This is a genomic window from Synechococcus sp. CS-1333 (genome assembly GCF_025128015.1).
Classification (GTDB): Bacteria; Cyanobacteriota; Cyanobacteriia; order PCC-6307; family Cyanobiaceae; genus MW101C3.
This window is the reverse complement of sequence record NZ_JAHLYO010000009.1, coordinates 172,887-193,394: the sequence shown is the minus strand read 5'-3', so window position 1 is coordinate 193,394 and position 20,508 is coordinate 172,887. Positions and strand designations below refer to the sequence as shown.

At 55.9% G+C, this 20,508-nt stretch carries 12 protein-coding genes, 1 tRNA gene and 1 pseudogene; 7 read left to right on the top strand and 7 right to left on the bottom strand.

What is annotated here, in order from left to right:
- Positions 1 to 8: 8 nt before the first annotated feature.
- A pseudogene (locus KQ303_RS14700) lies at positions 9 to 110 on the bottom strand (DUF4214 domain-containing protein); the annotation flags it as partial.
- 671 nt (positions 111 to 781) lie between these two features.
- On the opposite strand from KQ303_RS14700, the gene KQ303_RS02820 reads away from it, so the two are divergent.
- On the top strand, positions 782 to 1,957 hold the full coding sequence (locus KQ303_RS02820; RefSeq protein WP_259729059.1) for a glycosyltransferase family 2 protein: 1,176 nt from the start codon (positions 782 to 784) through the stop codon (positions 1,955 to 1,957).
- Here the strand turns inward: KQ303_RS02820 and KQ303_RS02815 are convergent.
- Positions 1,933 to 4,464: a glycosyltransferase gene (locus tag KQ303_RS02815; RefSeq protein WP_259729058.1), complete on the bottom strand. Its 2,532-nt coding sequence runs from the start codon at positions 4,462 to 4,464 to the stop codon at positions 1,933 to 1,935. The genes KQ303_RS02820 and KQ303_RS02815 overlap by 25 nt on opposite strands.
- Before the next feature lie 736 nt (positions 4,465 to 5,200).
- On the opposite strand from KQ303_RS02815, the gene KQ303_RS02810 reads away from it, so the two are divergent.
- From KQ303_RS02810 to KQ303_RS02800, 3 genes are read left to right on the top strand one after another with little or no spacing between them, the layout of a single operon-like run.
- Positions 5,201 to 5,980 (top strand): peptidylprolyl isomerase, encoded by a 780-nt coding sequence (locus KQ303_RS02810; protein ID WP_259729057.1) that lies wholly within the window; start codon positions 5,201 to 5,203, stop codon positions 5,978 to 5,980.
- Entirely contained in the window at positions 5,977 to 8,940 is a 2,964-nt protein-coding gene (locus KQ303_RS02805) for a peptidase domain-containing ABC transporter (RefSeq protein ID WP_259729056.1), read from the top strand. The genes KQ303_RS02810 and KQ303_RS02805 overlap by 4 nt, the downstream gene beginning before the upstream one ends.
- Before the next feature lie 42 nt (positions 8,941 to 8,982).
- Positions 8,983 to 10,137, top strand: a complete 1,155-nt coding sequence (locus KQ303_RS02800) for an HlyD family secretion protein (RefSeq protein WP_259729055.1) — start codon at positions 8,983 to 8,985, stop codon at positions 10,135 to 10,137.
- Between the two features lie 145 nt (positions 10,138 to 10,282).
- Here the strand turns inward: KQ303_RS02800 and KQ303_RS02795 are convergent.
- Positions 10,283 to 10,354, bottom strand: a tRNA-Gly gene (locus tag KQ303_RS02795).
- A 230-nt stretch (positions 10,355 to 10,584) separates the two neighbouring features.
- Between KQ303_RS02795 and KQ303_RS02790 the strand changes: the two genes are divergently transcribed.
- Genes KQ303_RS02790 through KQ303_RS02780 form a run of 3 tightly spaced genes read left to right on the top strand, consistent with a single transcriptional unit; the run spans position 10,585 to position 13,719 of the window.
- Entirely contained in the window at positions 10,585 to 11,844 is a 1,260-nt protein-coding gene (locus KQ303_RS02790; protein ID WP_259729054.1) for a glycosyltransferase family 1 protein, read from the top strand.
- On the top strand, positions 11,841 to 12,848 hold the full coding sequence (locus tag KQ303_RS02785) for a hypothetical protein (protein WP_259729053.1): 1,008 nt from the start codon (positions 11,841 to 11,843) through the stop codon (positions 12,846 to 12,848). Before KQ303_RS02790 ends, KQ303_RS02785 begins: the two co-directional genes overlap by 4 nt.
- 4 nt (positions 12,849 to 12,852) lie before the next feature.
- Complete coding sequence (locus KQ303_RS02780; RefSeq protein ID WP_259729052.1) at positions 12,853 to 13,719, top strand: glycosyltransferase family 2 protein; 867 nt, start codon at positions 12,853 to 12,855, stop codon at positions 13,717 to 13,719.
- Between the two features lie 363 nt (positions 13,720 to 14,082).
- Here KQ303_RS02780 and KQ303_RS02775 read toward each other — a convergent pair whose 3' ends face one another.
- From KQ303_RS02775 to KQ303_RS02760, 4 genes are all read right to left on the bottom strand, one after another.
- Complete coding sequence (locus KQ303_RS02775; RefSeq protein WP_259729051.1) at positions 14,083 to 16,215, bottom strand: sialidase family protein; 2,133 nt, start codon at positions 16,213 to 16,215, stop codon at positions 14,083 to 14,085.
- Positions 16,216 to 16,356: 141 nt separating this feature from the next.
- Positions 16,357 to 16,743 carry a hypothetical protein gene (locus KQ303_RS02770; protein ID WP_259729050.1) on the bottom strand — a complete coding sequence of 129 codons (387 nt, stop codon included), beginning with the start codon at positions 16,741 to 16,743 and terminating at the stop codon, positions 16,357 to 16,359.
- Positions 16,744 to 17,288: 545 nt separating this feature from the next.
- Positions 17,289 to 19,472, bottom strand: a complete 2,184-nt coding sequence (locus tag KQ303_RS02765; protein ID WP_259729049.1) for a glycosyltransferase — start codon at positions 19,470 to 19,472, stop codon at positions 17,289 to 17,291.
- 208 nt (positions 19,473 to 19,680) lie between these two features.
- Positions 19,681 to 20,508, bottom strand: coding sequence for an ABC transporter permease (locus KQ303_RS02760; protein ID WP_259729048.1), 828 nt, complete (start codon positions 20,506 to 20,508; stop codon positions 19,681 to 19,683).

Below are 20,508 nucleotides of genomic sequence, written 5' to 3'. Positions count from 1 at the left end.
TCCTGGATCGAAATCTCACCGTTGTTGACCTTGGCCGTCCAGAACTGAAGGCCGGCTGCATCGGCCTGACGCCCAAAGGCATTGACGTAGAACGAATTGATGATTTGTTCTGTGGTCTTGCCGGCGGTCGTCTGGGCAAACTAAACGTCTGAAGCAAAGAAATCCGCGACTTGATCGAGGGGCAGGGCAGCCTGAGGGCCCGTTGTCCAGTAGGCGAGGCCGGCTGGATCCGCTGGCCTGCCGAAATAAGTGATGTAAAGAAGTTGAGTTTCGAGGGCAGTTGCCATTCGTGGAGTTCTCCAGGCTTGGGGAAGAGGGGACGGTCTCCGCAGCTGGGCTGCGGCTGCGGCTGCCGAGAAACCTTAAGGGTCTTGGCAGTTCTGTCAAGGCTGTTGCCGCAGTGGCAGACCCAGCAGATCCGCCCAATCATACCCGAGCATTACGAGTTGAGACCAGCTTTTGCCGGTGTGATATGCCGCTTCGCTGACAGATCTTGGACTGGACGTACAAAGCTAGCAAGCGACGACTGGGCTCGGAATACTGCACTACCCCATGTGGCCTGCGCGAAGCCCAAAACCCACCACTTCCTGCTATCTGCTAAAGAGCCGCTTGGAACGCCTCAGCGGAGCACGGCTGCTGACACAGGTGGTGACTCGTGAGCCGTTGCGGCTCCTGAGCCGTGTTGAGAAGCAGTTGAATGACGGCGTGATCCCTTAGGCCCACGAGTCATTTGATGGTCCCTATTGACAGCGCCTCAATCACGCCGACGGTTTCCTGCCTGGTGGTGTCTCGCAACGCCTCACTGCTGAACCGGCTGGTTCGCAGCCTGGGCGAAGCACGCCGCTTCTGGAACGACACCGATGAACTGCTCTGTTCCTGGAATGGAAACCCGGAGGATGAAGGCCTGCTTCAAGCTGATGCCCACCCGCCACTGAAAATCGCTTGCCGCTCAGCCTATCATTTCGCCACCAACATGAATGCCCTGGCTGATCAAGCCCGCGGTGACCTGTTGGTGTTGCTGAACGACGACGTGATTCTGGATCGGGGCAGCCTGGATCGGGCCATTCAGATCCTGCAAAGCCGGCCCGAGGTGGGCGTGGTGGGGGGGCGGTTGCGCACCAGCGATGGTCGCCTCGGTCATGCCGGCATTCTCTTCGCGAACCAGGGTGTGCCTTACAACCGCTTCCGGCCCGATCGGCTCGGCCCCCTGATCAACCCCGATGCGCTGGCCGTGCGGGAGTCGGGGCCCATGCCCGCCGTTACTGGTGCGCTGATGGTACTGCGTCGCGAAGAGTTCCAGGCCATCCGGCTGCGCGAGAGCTTCAGCGTGTGCGGGGAGGATGTGGCTCTTTGCCTTGATCTTTGCGACAAGCTTGATAAATGGGCTTATTACGCTAGCGATGTAACGGCAATCCATGACGAGAAAAGCACCCGCGGCGAGACCCTTGATCACTACGACCTGCATCAAGTGGCGGAGCTGGTGAGGGAAAGGCTCCGCAAGGATCCTGCCCTGCGTGCACAACAGGCCTATTGGGCTGTGCAAGAAGCTGATGAACTCGAGGGGATCGTGCATCGGCTCAACGAAGACAGCCAGCGCAGGGAAGAGCGGTGGAGCGAGCAGTGGAGCGAGAAAGAGAGGGAGTGGAGCGAGAAAGAGAAGGAGTGGGCGATGATGGCGGAGGCCAGCGAGAGAAAGGTGCTGGAACTGGCAGAAAAGGAGAAAAACTGTTTGCTCGTTCTGGAAGCCAGCCAAGAGAAGGTGCGAGAGCTTGAGATCGCCCGACAGAAAGCCGCTGATCAGCAATCAAGGGATAACAGACGGTTGGCTGAGCTGCAGGGACAACTCAATCGGGCCTTGCTTGATCAAGAAAGTCTCAAGCACAGCCGTTCCTGGCGGCTCACCGCTCCCTACCGTCGCCTCGGACGCCTCCTTCAGCGTTGGCGTCGCAGCTCGTGAAGCCAGGCCTCAGCCCCTGGCAGCAGTGACCCAGGCGAGCTTGACATGCCGACGGACCCTGAAAAAGGCGTGGGGTGATGGGCGGGGCGCAGCAGCCGCTTGATCCGCTCCTTCACCGTGCTGAGCCGCCGGCGCCAGCGTTGCCGCCGGCGGGGTCTTGCTGCAGGGGGCTCAGGACTCATCGGTGCCCCGGGGCTTGCCAACGAAGGCGCGCCCAGGCATGGCGCTGGCTCAGCTCCCGGCTGCAGACCAATCGCCTCAACGAGCTGATCAGCACTCTGACTCCAGGACTGGGGGGTGAACGGCGCTGGTCGGTGGCCAGCTGCTGCGGCCGCGTTTCCAGAGATGTCCTCCAGAAAACGGGCGATGGACTCGCTGAGGGCTTGCCGGCTGGCCTTGCTGGGGAAAAAGCTGGCATGGCCGCCGGTGACCTCGTGGAACACCGGCAGATCCCGCAACAACAGGGGCAAGCCAAACGAGGCGGCTTCAATCAGCGGAATACCGAAGCCCTCCCCAAAGGAAGCCCCAATCAACCCTGAGGAACGCTCATACAGGCACTGCAACAGGGAATCTGACGCCGCATCAAACCAAAACAGCTGGTGGTGGAGCAGGGGATGCCGCCGGATCGCCGCCACCGTGGCCGGCAGGGTTCTGCGGTCTGGATCCGGCAGGTCGGTCCAGCCTTCACGGCCCACGATCACCAAGTTGAAGGTTGCCCCGTTCTGCCAGAGCGCCGTGGCCGCTTCCACCACATCGAGGTAAGCCTTGCGTGGTTCGACCGTCCCCACCATCAGCAGGGTGGGCCAGGGGCCCAGGGCTTCCACGGCTGTGATCTCCTCCTGGCTAGGCGCGGTGGCGGTGCCACGTTGAAAATCAGCTCCGTGGTGAAACCAGCCGAGCCGGAATGGACTCTCCTGCGCCGCCGCCTGCCGCTCCATCCGCCAACCCTTGAGCTCCTCCATCACGCTCCTGGAGACACACACGGCCCCGTCTGCTTGCAGAACCACATCGAGCCAGGCGCGATGCCGTTCCGACGCACCCGGCGGGAAGCATTCCGGCAGAAAACAAGGCAAGAGGTCATGCACCACAAAGTGCACCTCCACACCTTGTGCACGCAAGAAGGCGTAGTAAGCCCGTTGGCTCAGTACCACGTGATGGCTGAGGTCGATGCCAAGAAACACATCACCGGGGTACCAGGCAACAGGCCCATCTTCCAATTCATCGACCGCCGCTTGCAGCAGATTGGTGGTGAAGTGGCGCGCGTAGCGATAACCCAGGCCGTCCGAACAAGCCACAACAGGTTCGACCCGGAAACCAACCGGTGGACGCGCCAACAACTGCTGACAGATCGAACGCACCACACGCTGCACGCCGCTGCCCAGGTCCTGCTCTGCCAGGGCCGAGACATCCAGGAACAACTGGCGTTGCCGCGGCTCGGGAGGAAACAGCAAGCCGAGCGTATTGGCAGCCTTGACGACCTGGTGAGGATCTTCAGGCAGTTGCCGGCGAAATGGGGTGAGCAGCTGCTGGCGGCGCTGAGCTTGCTCGCCAGCGTGATGCAGGGCCTCCGCATAGCGAGCGGCGCAGTGGTCGGGGCGATGGCGCTCGGCGATTTCGCGGCGGCCATATTCCACGAGCCGCCGCCGCCGTTCTGGATCGCGCGCCAGCGACTCCAGGGCACGTGCCAACTCTGCGGTGTCGCAAGCCTCCGACAGGCGGAGCGCACAGCCTTCGGGGATCTCCCGAAGGCTGCCATGTTCGTTGACGATCAGGGGGACCCCGCCAGCGAGGCAATCAAGAACCGTCCCGGAAGTCTCGCCCCGCGAAGAGCTGCGCAGCTGAACGGCAAGGTCGGCGGCCGCCAGGTAGCCGAGGTAGTCGGCTGTATCAATCCAGCCGGTGATACGGACCTCCGCCAGGAGGCCGCCCTGCGCCCGTGCCCGCCGAATGGCCCGGCGCATACGGTTCAGCAGCCGTTGATCACTCCCAGCCGAGCCAGCGAACACAAGGACACAACGGGGGTCGCTCGCCAGGGACGACGCCAGGAACGCCTCCAGCAAGAGCAGACTGCGCTTGGCCACCCCAAGGAATCCAAAGGTGCAGATCACGAGGCAGTCCTCGGCGAAATCGAGGCGAGCACGCTGATCAGAGCGATCAGTGGGCTCAGGGAGAACCTCCTGCTTGAGATGGGGAATCAGGGTCCAGAACTCACCGGCGGTGGGGCCGTAGAAGGATTCCGCCAATCGCAGTGCCTCGCGGCTGTGAACGATCACGCCATCGGCCTGCTGAAGCAGCGGCAGGTTGCAGGGGTAGGCCCAGATGACGTGATCATCGCCGCCTCGCTGCGACGCTTCGTAGGCGAGGCAGGCCTGATAGCCGTGGGAGGCGTAGAGCCTCTGCAGGCAGGTTCCTCCGAGCCATTCATCTGATTCCGGGCTGCACACCACATGGCCAAGAAAGAAGTCGTGCAGAACCACCACACCAGGGAAGGCCCCGAGCAACCGCATGATCTCCAGGTGAGCCGACGAATTCCCTAAGTGATACAGAACATGATCGTATTGATGTGCGCGACTGGCGAACTGCAAAGGCGTGAGCACAGACAGCACCCCTTCTGGAGGTGGTCCATCCCACGGCAACTCAGCGACAACATCAATCGAGAAGTGCCTGGCCAAGTGGGGCAGGAGAGCGAGGCTATAGGTGCTGATTCCGCTCCTTTGGGGGGGCATCGGGCTGATATAGGCCAGCCGTGTGCCCGGGGAGCGTGGAGGCAGAGAGGGGGTGCCATCCGGTGCACAGACGCGCGTTCGAGGCCACGCGGCTGGATGGAGTGAGGGGACACACACCTCGTCGAAGCCATACAAGGCCTGAAGCGCCTCCAGGCAGGGCTGGCCAAGCTCGGGAACGAGGCAGAAATGGCGCGGGCGCTGACCAAGCCAGGCCAGCAACACCCCGGCAGCGGGGGACTCGCCCCATTGCGGATCACCGCAGATCAGAACCGGACGCTCTGCAGCGAAAAGGCCAGGAGGCGCACTGGAAAGGCAGCGGCGCAGCAAGGCAGGATCTGCAGCGGCACTCTGACGCTGTAACTGACGCAGATCAATCAGCAGGGCAGGAAGTCGGCCTAGGGCTAGCCATCCTCCCACAGCGGGGCCTGGCCCAACCCGGCAGACACCCATGGGAAGATAGCGTCACGTCTACCCTGCGGACCCTTTGTCCCTGTCCACGGTCTTTCCCCATGACCCCATGAGCGCCGTTTCACAGCCCGAGCACGCTCAAGCTGCCGAGGAAGTGTCAGCAGGGATCCCAGGCGTGGCTGCACCAACACTGCGCTCCCTGGCCCACTGCAACCTGCTGCGCCCCTTCGTGTACCACATGGTTCTTGAAGAAACGCTGGACAAGGGTGCACTGGAGCAGGAGTTGAGCAAAACCCTGCTTTCGAACTTCCGCAAAGCCAACGGCCTGCAAGATCAAGCCAGCGAAGCCCAGTTTCTGAGCAAAATGGGATGGACGCAACAGGATTACCTGTGGCAAGTTCAATTGCCACACCGCATTGCCGTCCATTGCGGCCAACACTTTATCGCCAAAGCCGAAGCACGATTCCTGGACAAAAAGAACCAGCTTGACCAAGTCATCTATAGCCTGATCAGAGTGAAAGATGGCTCTCTTGCCCGCGAGCTTTACCTCAGAATTGAAGAGGGAGAAGCCACGTTTGCAGAGCTGGCTGAGACCTACACCGAGGGGCCTGAAAAAACATCGCGCGGACTGGTTGGCCCCCTGCCTCTCAATCAAGCCCATCCCCAACTCGCGCAACGCTTGAGAAGCGCCACAGTCGGCGAACTGATCGCTCCGTTCACAGTCGAGCAGCTCTGGTTGCTGGTACGGCTCGAAAGGCATCAACCGGCTAGCCTTGATGAGGCGATGCGGCAGCGGATGGCCCAGGAGCTGTTCGACGAATGGATCCAGGAGGAGGTCACCCTTAGGATCAAGCAAATTTGCCCAGCCCCGCTGAACCCTCTCGTATGACCACCACCACCTACCAAAAGCTTTGGGAGCTTGAGGTGTTCAGTTCCCTTGGAGCTGAGGGGAAACAACTGGTGGAGGATACGTCCCGCCTGTTGCAGTACCGCGTCGGGCAGTCCATAGCGGTCGCCAACACCATTCCCAGTGAAGTTCTGATCATCCTTGAGGGAAGCGCCCGTCTCACTGCCCATCAGGGCACAGGCTGGCGAACTGTCGAGCGCTTGGAACCCGGTGAGGTCGTAGGGCTCGCTTCACTGCTGAGCGCCGCCCCCTGCGAGGAGGTTCATGCCTCCAGCGAGGTCATGGCACTGGCCATCCCCGACAATACAATTCTGAAGTTGCACTCCAGAGACAAGATCTTTAAGGATTGGTGCTCGACGCACCTCTGGACTGCCGAGTTTGTACGCCTCGTTCAACTCCTTCAAAGCCAATCCGCAGCTTCTCCTCTCAGCATCCGTGACAGCGTGGCGCTGCTGCAATCCGAGGCCACTGTCCGGAGTGTTCCGCTCACGACGCAACAGGTCGACGCTGAGCATGTCTGGTATGTGGCAAGCGCCAACCTGCCTGGCTTGGACATCGGAGCCGTCGTCGCCTCTGGCTCGAGCCTGCCAGCCCCCGTTGGCCCGTTGCCGGCAAGGTTGATTGGATTGCCAGTCGGAGTCATCGAACGTCTTGGCAGAAGCCAGGCCGCTCCAGCTGCCGGCGGCAATCAGAACGGGAGCCTCATCACCGCAGTGGATGGTGCCGGTCCCACAGTCCTGGCTGCACCTGAATCGCCTTTACCCACGGCCGAGAATCTGGGAAGGAGTGATGAACGGCAACCCTTCAAAGTCATCAGAGGGGAGGGCCCCATTGATGAAACCCTGGCTTGCTTTCAGATGCTGAGCAGGCAGATGACCCTGCCCTTTCGAAAGGATGCCATCGAGAAAGTTCTGCGGCAGCAGTTGCAACGCGGTCAGGCGCCGAACATGCAGTTGGTCGGAAGCCTCGCTTCAATGATGGGCATGCATGTGGTGGGGGCAAAAGTCAGCAGCAGCGCCTGTACCCGCCTGCAGACTCCCTCCCTGGTCGAGTGGGACGGCAGCTTTGCTCTCCTGCAAGCCAGTAACGCCCGTGGAATCGTGCTGGCCTCTCCGCGTAAGGGCTTGATCCGGCTTAGCCCTCAGGAAGTGGAAGAAGCCTTCCCGGAGGGAATCAACCTGCTTCTCGTCGATCGCACCAGCGTCACACCAGAGCAGAAGTTCGGGGTGTCGTGGTTCCTGCCGGCGCTGAGGCGTCACCGGAGTGTGCTCACTCAGGTGCTCGTCTCCTCCTTCGTTGTACAGCTGTTCACGTTGGCCAACCCCCTGATCATTCAGGTGATCATTGACAAGGTGATCAGCCAGCGCAGCCTCGACACATTGCAGGTTCTCGGCATCGCATTGGTCGTTGTCACCTTGTTGGAAGGTGTGCTGGAGAGTCTTCGCACCTTTATCTTCACTGAAACAACCAATCGCATCGATACGCGGCTGGGCGCAGAGGTCATTGATCATCTGCTGCGCCTTCCTCTTGGCTATTTCGATAAGCGCCCTGTCGGAGAGCTGGGCAGTCGGATTGCGGAGCTGGAGAAGATCCGCATGTTCCTGACAGGACAGGCTCTCACCACGATTATTGATGCCGCCTTTTCGGTGATCTACATTATCGTGATGTCGATCTATTCATGGGTTCTGACCCTGATCGCTCTGGCGGTGGTGCCGATTCAAGTGGCTCTCACCGTGCTGGGAGCTCCGCTGTTTCGGCGTCAGTACCGTGATGCCGCCGAAGAAAACGCAAAAACCCAATCCCACTTGGTGGAGGTCCTCACCGGAATTCAAACCGTCAAAGCCCAGAATGTGGAGATGGTCAGCCGGTGGAAGTGGCAAGACCTGTACTCAGGCTACATCAGTAAGTCCTTCGAAAAGACGATTACAGGGACGGCATTAAGCCAGACAAGCCAAGTTCTTCAGAAGCTTTCTCAGCTCATGGTGCTATGGGTTGGCGCCACGATGGTGCTGAAGGGCGAACTAACCCTGGGCCAGCTGATTGCCTTTCGCATCCTCAGTGGATACGTCACACAGCCATTGTTGCGTTTGAGCTCAATTTGGCAGAACATACAAGAATTGAGAGTTTCCTTTGAGCGTCTAGCCGATGTCGTTGACACTCCAGAAGAATCCAATGAAGCAGATAAGCAGAAGATCCCGCTGCCTGCCATCAACGGCAGCGTTCGCTTTGAAGATGTAACCTTCCGCTTCAACTTGTCGTTGCCGCCAGTGCTTCACAACGTCAACCTGACGATTCCATCAGGAACGTTTGTTGGCGTTGTCGGCCAAAGCGGAAGCGGCAAGAGCACATTGATGAAGCTGCTGGCAAGGCTTTATAGCCCTGAATCAGGACGCATCCTTATTGATGACTACGATATCGACAAAGTTGAACTCTATTCTCTGCGTCGTCAGATTGGCATCGTACCTCAGGAGCCACTATTGTTCAGCGGTACGATCAACGAAAACATTGCACTTGGCAATCCCAATGCCACGAGTGACGACATCGTCGCAGCAGCAAAGATAGCCTGCGCTCATGACTTCATCATGAGCCTTTCAGCAGGCTACAGCACAAACATCGGCGAGAGAGGTGCTGGCCTATCAGGCGGACAGAAACAGCGCATTGCCATTGCCCGAACTCTTATCACCAACCCCAAGTTGCTTGTGATGGATGAGGCAACCAGTGCACTTGACTACGATACTGAACGTCGTCTATGCGACAACTTGGTTGAAAGCATTCAAGGAAGCACGGTGTTCTTCATTACGCACCGTCTAAGCACAATCCGCCGTGCCAAGCTCATCGTAATGATGGACCAAGGAAACGTTGTCGAACAGGGCACCCATGAAGAACTTGTTCAACTGAAAGGTCGCTACTACGCTCTCTACCGCCAACAAGAAGGCAGCTGATCCTAGCTCAAAACGAACGATGTTCTCTTCTTCGCAACTTCAGTGAAACTGACCAATCCCCTCCGCAAGCTCCAAAACAACATCGAGCAAAGCATTCACACAGAATCAGAGAATGCTTCTGTGCTGGAGCAGTCACCATTTTGGGCGACGGCAACAACCTGGGGACTGATTGGCACTGCGGCCTTCGGTGTGGGTTGGATAGCCTTGGCGCAAACGGAAGAGATCGTGGTAGCCCCGGGAAAGCTAGAACCCATCGGTGTCGTTCAGGACATCCGTCTTCCAGTGGGCGGTGTCGTTGCGAAAGTTCTGGTTAAGGATGGCCAGAAAGTCAACGCTGGTGAAACTCTGCTTCAATTAGACAGCGAAGCAACAGAGGATCGCCGCCGGAGCTTGATGCGGGGCATCCTGCTGAAAAAGGAACAGCTGGAGCTCAAAGAAAAGGAGCTCGCAAAGTATCTAGACCTAAACTCTACTGAACAGCAATCACTACAGCGGAACCTTGAACTGGAAACAGATGTGCTCAAGCGCCTGGAAACCCTAACCAAAGAGGGCGGTATTGGCGAGCTACAATATCTCAATCAGCGCAATAAGGTTGCAGAGATTGACGGAAACTTGAATCAAACGCGTGTTGACAGAATGCGCCAGAAAGCAATCCTAGACCAGAGCATTCAGCAGCTGAGGGGCGAGGTAAACGAGCTGAATTCCAGCCTTTCCGACGTAAAGATTAACATTCGCTATCAGAATGTCAAGTCACCAGTCAACGGTATTATCTTCGGACTCAAGCCAACTGGACCCGGCTTTGCCGCCCAAACGAGCGAGCCAGTCATGCAGATTGTTCCCTTTGATAAACTTGAAGCCAGTGTAGAAGTTGCCAGTCAAGACATCGGCTTCGTCAGCGTTGGCAAGCCAGTGGATATCAGCATTGATTCCTTTCCTGCCACTGATTTCGGCGTGATCAGCGGTGTCGTAAGACAGATTGGCTCCGATGCGATCCCCCCCGATCAGCTGAAACCAACCTATCGGTTCCCCGTAAAGATCAAGTTGAATACCCAACAACTGAAGATTGAATCTGGCCAAGCACTGCCTTTGCAAGTTGGTATGTCCTTACAGGCAAACATCAAACTCCGTAGAGTCAGCTATCTGCAGCTCCTCCTGAATACATTCAGAGACAAAGCCGACTCACTTCGTCAGATTTAGGTTCCAGTACCACGTAGGGTTCATCACAAATCGTGGCACTCAAGAGTGTTGTGCTCCAGGTGCGTAAACTGAGGGCAGGCAATCAACCAACTACACGAAAAACCCCCAAACCTTGCAAGCAAGATTCAGGGGTTTTACCGTATGAAGCGGGTGACGCGATTCGAACGCGCGACATTCACCTTGGCAAGGTGACGCTCTACCACTGAGCTACACCCGCAGCCATTTGACTGGCACTCATTCATTATGCACCACGGGCTGCCCGCCAGTCAACGCTGCTGGAGCAGTGGCGAGAGTCTATGGTGCAATGGCTCTTGGGGCCCACTGCTGGCAAGGGCTGGAGTGGGTAAGCGAGGCCGAGCAGAGTAACGCGCCCGCCAACAAGAGGCGCAGACCAAACTCAACAGTCCGTAACCGAAGAGGCAGGCGATGGGAGGCCATCCGGCAAGCTTGAATCTCATCTTTGACACGTTGATCTTTGGCCAGGCGGCCCGCTCACCTCTGGCGCGGGGTGGCATTTATCGTTATGCCAGCCAGTTGCTGCAGGCACTCCACGATCAAGCCAACATCACACTTAAAACCTATTGCCCAGAGCCACTTCTTGCCTCTCTCGCTGAAGTCGAACTGAAGCGACTTGATCTCGGTGCCAATCCATTGGCCCTTGCCCTGACGACGTCGGTGTTGACGAGGAGCCTCCCGCCCCTGCTGATCCGACTGGCAAAGCCATTACGTCGCAGCTACGCACGCCTTCCAGGCGCACGCGCGGCTAGCCAGCAGAGGTTCGACACTCTGCTGAAGAGCTGTGACAAAGAGCTCACCCTGTTCCACACGCCGTTTCAAGCCGTACCTTCTGCCATCCGCCGTCATGATGCGCTGCCAGTGGTCGTGACGGTCCACGACATGATTCCAATGATCATGCCAGAGTTGTTCACGAGGGAAACCGTCCGCCATTTTCACGGGCTTGTCGATGGATTATGCAGGAGCGATCAGGTGATTTGCGTATCAGAATCCACGAAGCGTGACTTTCTGCACTTCACCCACACCGTGCCTGCGGAGCATGTTCATGTCACTCCACTGGCCGCCTCCCCAGAGCTGCAACCGGTAACGGATCCTCATCTCCTGAGCTGTGCCCGTGAGCGTTTTGGACTGAAGCCCAACGACCGCGTCATTCTTAGCTTATGTACACTTGAACCTCGAAAGAACCTCGCGACACTACTGACTGCATTCGAGGCGTTGCAGCGGCACAGCTCGCTGGACTCCATCAAGCTACTGCTGGCAGGATCAGTCGGATGGAAGTCGGCACCCCTGTTGGACAGACTTAGGGAGAGCTCTGCCAGTTCGAACATTCTTCTGCTTGGACATGTCACTGAAGAGGAGCTGCCGGTGCTGTATTCGCTTGCTGATGTGTTTGTCTACCCATCGCTATACGAGGGGTTTGGATTGCCGCCCCTGGAAGCGATGAGCTGCGGAACACCGGTGATCGTCGGAAACACGTCATCCATCCCAGAGGTGACGGGTGAGGCCGGCTTGACCATTGATCCACAGAGTCCGGTAGAACTCACTACTGCCCTTGAGCGCGTGCTGGCATCAGAAAGCCTGCGGCGCCAATTGGCTCAGCAGTGCGAGGTCCAAGCCAAGAAGTTCAGCTGGGCTCGTACCGCTCACCTGACCCGTGGGGTGTACAACATCGCCCTTGCGAGCAGAAGATGACCGCATTCGCCTACAGGCCAATGGGATTCCGCGAGATCGGCGGCATTCATGTGGTGGCCACCGAAGTGGCTCACCGTCTGCGAGACTCCCAGTTCGCCTCTACCGGATTGTGGACCCTACGCAGGACGTTGAAGTCCTTGCCCCATGAAGAGAAGTGTGGCGTCTTGCATGGCACTCAGCCAACCGAGAGGGTCAGGCCTGGAGAACACTTGCTCCTGTTTGGCTGCGACAGCGCCTGGGCCTATCTGCTTGCCATCCATATCCGCTGCTTCAATCCATCCGTCCGTATCGCCTGGCTCCCCAGCTTTCATGACCCTGACTTTGTCAAGCACCGCTGGCGGGCTCGCCTGGCCCAGGTAGTGCTGAAAATGATGCAGAGGATCGGAATCAACGTGTATGTGCAGACGATCCATGAGCAGAAACTGCTTCAGGCAGGGCGCTGTCTGCTTTCAAGTCATGCTCTGCCCCTTGCGGTGCTGCAGCGGCTGAAGGTTGAACAGGCGCACTCGTGCCCGGACGCCAGGCAGAGGCCCTTTGACTTGCTCTTTCTCGGACGCCCCACCGAACAGAAAGGTTGGTCCAGATTCCTTGCTGTGGTGCAGGAAACAGGGCTTCGCAGTGCGGCCATCGTTCCAACCTCACCACCCAGCAGTGACATCTCACGCTCACCCACGTTGACTGTAGTTGTTTCACCAACGACGAACGATATTCCTGCCCTGTTGCGACAAGCAAAACTGGTGTTGATTCCCTCCGATTATGAATCGCTTGGTCTTGCGCAGATAGAGGCTGTGGCCAGCGGCTGCGTGGTACCAATCCTGGGGCGATGGCCACTGTGGGATCAGTTTTCACTTCTGCACTGGGAGACCTGCAGCCGCGACGAACTGGTGACCTCCTGTCTTCGCCTCAGCCGACAACCCTCCTTGCTGAGTCGTCTATCACGAATGCAGCGAAGCTACCTGCTTCAACATCCGATGATGGACACACCCTTCTTACCTGATTTTTAACGCTGTGTCGCCACGGGTCTCCATTGTGCTGCCCTTCCGTAACCAGGGGGCGCTCCTATCCCAGGCCTGCAAGTCTCTGCAGGCTCAAACGGTCGACGCATGGGAGTGTATTCTCGTCAACGATGGGTCAGATAGCGAAGCACAAAAGATTGCTGAGGCTGTTGCCACACGTGATGGACGCTTCAAACTCATCAGCATTCCACACAACGACCATTTTCCCGGACCCTGGCTCGCCCGCAATGTCGGTTTGGCCAGTGCAACAAGTGAACTGATTGCGTTTCTCGATGCCGATGATCTCTGGCATCCACGCAAACTTGAGCGCCAGCTTGTCCTTCACTCCGTTCACGGAATCGAATTGTCGGTAACTGGCTATCACCGCTTTGAAGCAACCAGCATGAAGTTAGTTGAAACGCGCAGGCCTCCGCTTACTCTCAATCTCAAAGCACTGCTACGGGGCAATCCTGTGCCGTTCTCGTCTGTGATCATCCAGCGTGATTGCCTCACGCAACCGTTCCATCCTGAACGCCACGAGGATTACGGCCTATGGCTCCGGCTGTTCACCAACGACCCGCCACCGCGCTATGGATGCCTCATGGAGCCATTGATGGCCTACCGGTTGCATAGCGCATCCCTGTCATCCCAACGTGGACGCAGCATCTTCGCTGTGGAGAAACTATTCAGGCACACATTCAGTGCCCCCAGCCGAAGACTCATGGCCCTAACAGCCTGGGCGCTGGAGCGTGCGTGGAGACAAACGGTTGCTGGAGTTCACCGGATCCTGTGGCAGGATGCCAAGCTTCCATCGCCCTTCATCGATTATCTGGCGACCGGGAGTCAGCCGTACCTGGATGACCATCGCAGCACCTCATAGCCAAAGACAACCAGCAACGATTGCTGTGCCTGCTGAGGCATGCGTTAGGTGACCAAGAGCGGTAGGCAAGGCCTGGACGTTCACCGTGTCAGCCAATCCATTGGTGCCCAAGATATCCACAAGAAATCATCCATCTTCTCTCGTTCAACCTCACTCCGGCTAAGCAGCGAAAGCACAGCGTAGCGATCAGCCCCCCTGCTGGAGCGCTGGTGATGCATGAGCTTGATCAGGCGCTTCAGTGGAATCCAGGGAGCCGTGATTGTCTTCGCAGGCAAGAGCAGCGAGCGCCACGGCTGAACAGCAGGATCGATCCTCTCGAAATCTGCGAACTGGCCTGATTAAAGCGGATTGCCCGTAACTTCCTCAAGCCACTTCATAATACACAAGTGAATTGGAGCCGCTTGCTGACTCAACCTGCTGAAAGACCGGCAATGTATCTTGCGCATACGCTGGAGTTTCAACTCTGCGATTGCCGGGATCCGCAACAACATCCTGGGTAAGGACAGAAATCAAGGCCCAGCTATCTCCACCGTTCGTGCTCTCGCTGACCGCAACAACTCTGTCGCCATCGATAATGGCATCATAGGTGATCTTGATCGTGCCATCCTCCATCAGGCTGATCTGCATGTAGTTTCCGCTGGGCTGATCCGTGATCACAACAGGCTCATCCCATGAGTCCGTATCATTATTGTATCGCAAGTAAACAACTCGGCTTTCACCGTTATTAGTGGCAACATGGATGTTGCCGTCCTCATCGGTCAACGAGCTGAAATGGGTGCCATTGGGATCATTCTGACTATCTCCCTGGATCAAGATTGTCTCACTGACGCCAAGGCTGCCACCAGGGGACGCGCTTTCCGAAAACTCAGTCCAATTCAGAGTAGCTCCATTGGTATAAAGAAGCCCAAATCCCTCATCCAATGCAATGACGTTCCCCGACATCCTGCCGTCATTCGTTGTATTGACAATTCCTTGATTGAGGACAGCCCATGTTGCTCCTTGATCATCGCTCTGAGCGACCCTTAGGCTCGCCTGTCCTGTTGACCTGTCGGTTGCCGTAAACGCTACAACGATCGTGCCAGCCCCGGTGACGGCGATGGACGGCCGCTCAACCCTCAGGGACGCAGGACTGGGTGGGATTACCGTCGATTCAATTGTCCAAGATACGCTCGCTTCCGAATAGCTCAGGATGGCAAGAGCGATCCCGCCGCCTTCAATCGTATACACTGAATAAAGCTTGCCATCAACGATCATGCCATCTGCACGGGAAGAAGCAGTGGAGTTCGCCAGCGTGACAGTTGCCTCCCATGTTGAACCATTGTCTATGCTGGAATAGAGTGAAAGCTGGCCATTTGTGTTGGCCATCACGTTAACAGCGCCATCTTCAGTGACCCATGAATGATCCTGAAAACGCGAGGAGATCATGCCCTCATTACCGTTCGTGATCGTAGTGGGATTCCCGGTGATGACATCAGGGCTACCAGGGGCACCAGGGGCAAACAGGATGGTGCCAGTCACAGAGAACGCGGCAGGATCAGCTGGCGAGTTGTTCGCGATGATCTCATCCAAGTCAGCGCCAACCAGTGCGATTATCCCTGCATTGTCAGGGTTGGAAAAGCTATACGCTGTGGCAAAGATCTGACCAGAGGAATTGGCATTAACAACATTGTTGCCCTGCAGATCGGCGAGGATTGCGCCACCAGTTGACTCGATTCCATTCACAACTGCACGAACCCTCAAAAGAATGCCATCGCCCTCTGACTGGAGGATCGTATTCGAATACAGTGCAATATCAATGCTTGAGTTTTCATAAGACAGAATCTTGATTCCTTCTGCAGACTGACTGCTCTGAATGGGATTATCTGCAAGTGTTGAAATTATATTATTGGACACCATGGCTTCGCCAACTTCTCCATTGACTCCGGCAATCAAGTAGATTCCATCTGCATCGTTGCCGAGCGTAGTTACTTCATTGCCTTCAACTTGAACAGTCTGGATGCTGCTGTTTCTGAGCACGTTAATGTATATTCCATCTGATTCCAATTCGAATCTATTGTTTGAATCGCTGCCAACGTCTCCCGTGGTCAGAATCGTGTTGCTATTCACGGTTGCCTGTCTGATCGTTCCCCCATCCAGGCTGCTCAAGTAAACACCTTCAGAGAGAGGTCCCGACGTTGAAATGTCATTCTGATTCACTTGCACAGATCCAATCGAGCCAGATCCAGAGGCCAGCAAGCGAATACCATGCGACATGAAGGCTCCATCCGTGCTGATCTTGTTCCCAATGAGGTCAAGGCGATCAAGGTAACCATTGGAAACGACCACTTCAATGCCAGCTGTTTGTGCACCACTGGCCGTGATCATATTATCGAGAATTTGGAGATCGTTGGTTGGGGATGTAGTGGCACGGCTTTCGGTAACAAGGATGCCACGATTCCCATCGCCAATCGCGGAGATCTTGTTCCCTGAGATGGTATGGGTGTTGGCACCTTGCACCAGAATACCCGAACCACCATTGCCACCGAATTGATTGGAGAACGTGTTGTCAACCAGTTGCCCTGTGAGGGGATCCGTCAGAGCACCAATCGTGTTTTGACTTGAGTTGGCTGTGATTCGGATCCCATTGCCCGAGTTGCCCTAGCCATTGACACCATCGAGCATCAAGCCAAAGAAGTTATTCTGAACAGTGATCCCATTCGCATCAAGCCTGAGGCCATCACCACCGGCATCGTTTAGTGACAACCCTCGAAGGCTTGATTCCGCGGCTCGGCTGCCTCGGAACACTAATCCTGCGCGACCATTGAAATCAATGGCAATGCCGGGCGCACTCGTGTCATTAAACAATCCACTGATCGCCACCCTGTCAGTAATTACGGGCAAACTACTAAACAGACTGATTGTTCCTCCAGCAAGAGAGGAATCAAAGCCAATCGAATCAAACCCCATGGAGCTATTGGCACTAGTGATTGCCCATCTCAGGCTCCCAATCCCTTGATTGGCCAGGGTTGTTACAAGAAAGTCCATTGCAGCCCACAACCTATACGATATATCTTGATGCTATTGTAGGAAATCTTATACTTCAGCGATCCGGGCAATGTTCTTTATAATTTGCAACAGCTTGGCCGCCTGGATGGGTCTGAAACCGAAGCCAAGTGCCTCACCGGTTCTTTTGCCTGACCTGCGAGGATTGGCTCAGTCAGTGGGGTTCCCGCCCCTCAGAGTCCAAGCCAACGTCTACCGAAGTTGATCAGAAACTGATCAACTCATTGGGAAGATTGCTGATCCCCGCAGACGCAACGGTGGCTGCTAGGAAGGAGGCCGCTGATCCGTGCCCTTGCCCAGGCTCAAGCCTCACTGGAAGCCCGGCTGAGCCAATCCAGCAACAGCCGGCTGCTGATCATCGCTCAACAGCCACGCCCTGCCGATCCTCGGCAACAGCCTGTCCTGTGTCCATGCTGCCGCGGCGCCCAGCGCTGCCGACAGTCGCTGCGGACAGTCGCTGCAATCGCATGGCTCGGAAGAACACTTAGCGGCATCGCACAACCACACTGAAGCCATGAAAAGAGCTTCTAATGTGATGCACAGATGCTGGGCTTGCTAAACAGAACGCTATTGATCAACTGGTCGAAGCCAGGCCTGGCGGAATATCTCGCATGATATGTTTGAACATAGGATGGGCCATTTGGGCCGAGAAGCCGAAGCTTGCTGAGATCATTTTCAATGATCGTTTTAACTTTCGTATGATCTGTTCCGTCGTAGCATGACGGATAAAGCATGCCAAACTCTCCATTCGCAATCGGCTCCCTAAAGCCAACAATATCGGGAGCAATGATGGGAACCGACAGAGACGCACATTCCAAAGCCACCAAGGGCATGCCCTCATACTCCGAAAAGAAAACAACGACATCACAAAGGGACAAGAAGCCGCCAGCGTCTTTAACATTTCCTACATAACTGAGGCTGCCATACTGTGAAGCGGCTTTTTCAACGGTGCTGCGCAATTCACCATCTCCTCCCATGAGATAGGAGATGCCGCTGTTAGCTTGCGTGGATTCAACAAGCCTCAGAAACTCATCGGGCCGTTTTTGCATGTCCAAACGACCAAGAAAACCAACAATCAAGTTAGTGTCTGGTATTCCTAGCGCCATGCGGCTATATTTAGAAGGCGCCTGCTGCGATTGTGGACGCATCGGCTTTACCTGGTTGTGCACGACAAGGACCTTGCTTTCATCCACGCCATAGCGGCCGCACATAAAGTCTTTATATGTCTCACTGATGACGATTCGAGTATCAATAAAGTCCTTGTAATAATTGCTCAGGTCGAACCAGCTCAGGGTGCCAGTGGCTCCGGTGCAATGGAGTAAGTCGACAATACGGACTGAGGGGAAGTACTTTTTGATCAGCGGCGCAAGGCAATAAAGGTGCGGATTGCTCATGATGATGATTGAGGCAGGCTTGTGAATGCAAATCAATGCCCATAGCGCTTTGATCCTGCCGATTGGCGATGTGCTCAGCTCTTCCAGGATTCCCGCACACAGTGAAACAGAAGAGAACTGCTCGCTGAAGTATTTGTTCTCACCACGCCCAAGAACAACAATATCCAACAACTCTCGGCCTTGAATCTCCTTGAGATATCCACAGAGATCCAACAACACCTGCTCCGCCCCGCCAGCACGCCACCAATAATGACCAACCAGAACGCTACTGGAAGCAGGGCTAAGTGCAGAGAGCTTGGAATAGATTTCGTCAAAGCTACTGCTACTGTAATTGATGCTCTCTGATAATCCGCAGTACTGCTCACATGGATTGGGGAGGAACCGGAGAGAGACCAGTTCAGAGATCAGCTTTTTCGGCCGAGCCATCGCATAGAACAGATAGCGCGTCTTGACCCGTGCCACGGGTGTATCAATTTTCAAGAACTGCCTCAGCAGCATCGCTAGCGCTTGCCTTGAGTAATACCTAGGGTCAAGTGGAGAGGTCGTAGTCTCTGATCCAGATCGCGCTTTCATATAATTCAGCTTGGCCCCTGCCATGAACGGCAGACGGCAAACAAACGTGCGCCAATGAACATATCGGCTAGCGAGTGCGAGCTCGGGAGACCTCGTCATCATGCTTTTAATGTTTTTGCGGTAGTAAAAGACGATGGATCTGTTTGGCTCTCCATACCAGCCCTTTACAAGCAGGCTCATATAGGTAGCCCAGTCTTCATACCACTTAACGCCACCGGCAACTGTCTTATCTCTTTGGCCCTTGATGGATTCCCATGCTTTTTTTCTAAACATGGAGGCTGTTGCGCAATAATTATAGACGAATAGCCTTCTTATGCCAAAGTCCTCAGCACGCGAGAAGTTCTGCTCAAACCCAAATCCCACTACATTCGGATATGTCCAGCCAATCTTCTCGCCTGACATCATTGTAGCCAAGCCTTTGAGAAGATAGTCGGAAGAGACAAGATCGTCGGAGTCAAGAAACACAAGAAAATCGCCTTTGGCGATCTGTGCGCCGAAGTTGCGAACTTGAACCAATCCAGTGTTCTTTGCTAAGCGCTTCACCGTCACATGATTGGCGCAACGAGAGGCTTGGCCCTCAATCACATCAAGCAGGTGCAGGGTATCCTGGCTGGTCGAATGGTCGTCGATAATGATTATTTCATAGCTACTGGGGTCAAGAGTTTGCTCGCATGCACTCAGAAATGCCGCCTCAAGCTGATCTGGCTTGGTATTGTATACAGGTATCACTACAGATGCAAGCATGAATAAATGATCGCCGATGTCTAAGATAGTAGCACGCTAAGCACTTTCCTGCCAGATTATCGCCTACACACACTCTGGAAGCGATGGCGATTCATAGGAAGTTCAGGCTCACATTAAAAGCTGGCATTCACTCAATGGCGGCAAGAACCCCTGCACTCGTTGGTTACACGTGCAAGAGAGCCCCTCAAAGGAGCCATGCGCTGCAGCCTCAGACCCATAGAGGAAGGCGATACCGAACCCACTTCAAGGCTCCCACTGCTATCAACACCCCAATGGTGTTAATGGCAAGAGAGAGCAACTCATCTCCAAGATGTAACTGACCATCAATCAAGCTGTCCCTCACCGGTGCAAGCGCTTGGTAGAAGGGATTGAAGTCAGCGAGAACGCTGAGCTCGCCAAGGCCTTCCCGCTTGTAGAGGATTGGAGAAACAAGAAAAAGAAGCTGGAGAAGAATCGGCATCAACTGAGCAAAATCCTTGAAGCGGGCTCCCAACACGGCCATCAAAACGATGATCCAAAACGTGAATAGGCATAGGTTGATCAATGGCAGCCAGATGTAGTGAACAGCATTCAGGAGAAGACCTGGATCAATCAATGCGAAGGCGAGGAGAACAACCACAAAGGCCTGGGCGAAGGTCTGGAGCTGGAACGCCCATTCCTCCAGGCAATAGAAGATGCTCGGCATCGCATTGTTCACGAGTTGGTCACGGCGCAGCAGGAACAGAGTGCTGCCCGCAAGTGACGCCATGCTGACGAGCCCCCAGATAGTGACACCAAATCCGAGATAAATAATGTAACGGAGAGGGTCGGCAACCTTCAGAACAGTGCCGTACACAACCCCTAGAACACCCACACTCAACAGATTGCTCAGGCCCATCCAGAAGCTACCCAGCGTGGTGCGGCTGAACCGAGCCAAGGTGCGCAACCAAGCGCTGTACCACCATGCACGCGCCGTGCGGCAGGCATAACCCAGTCCTTGGCCCATGGCGGGCTTTGCATCTCGCAGACTCATATCCCTCGGGGAAAGCTCCTGCAT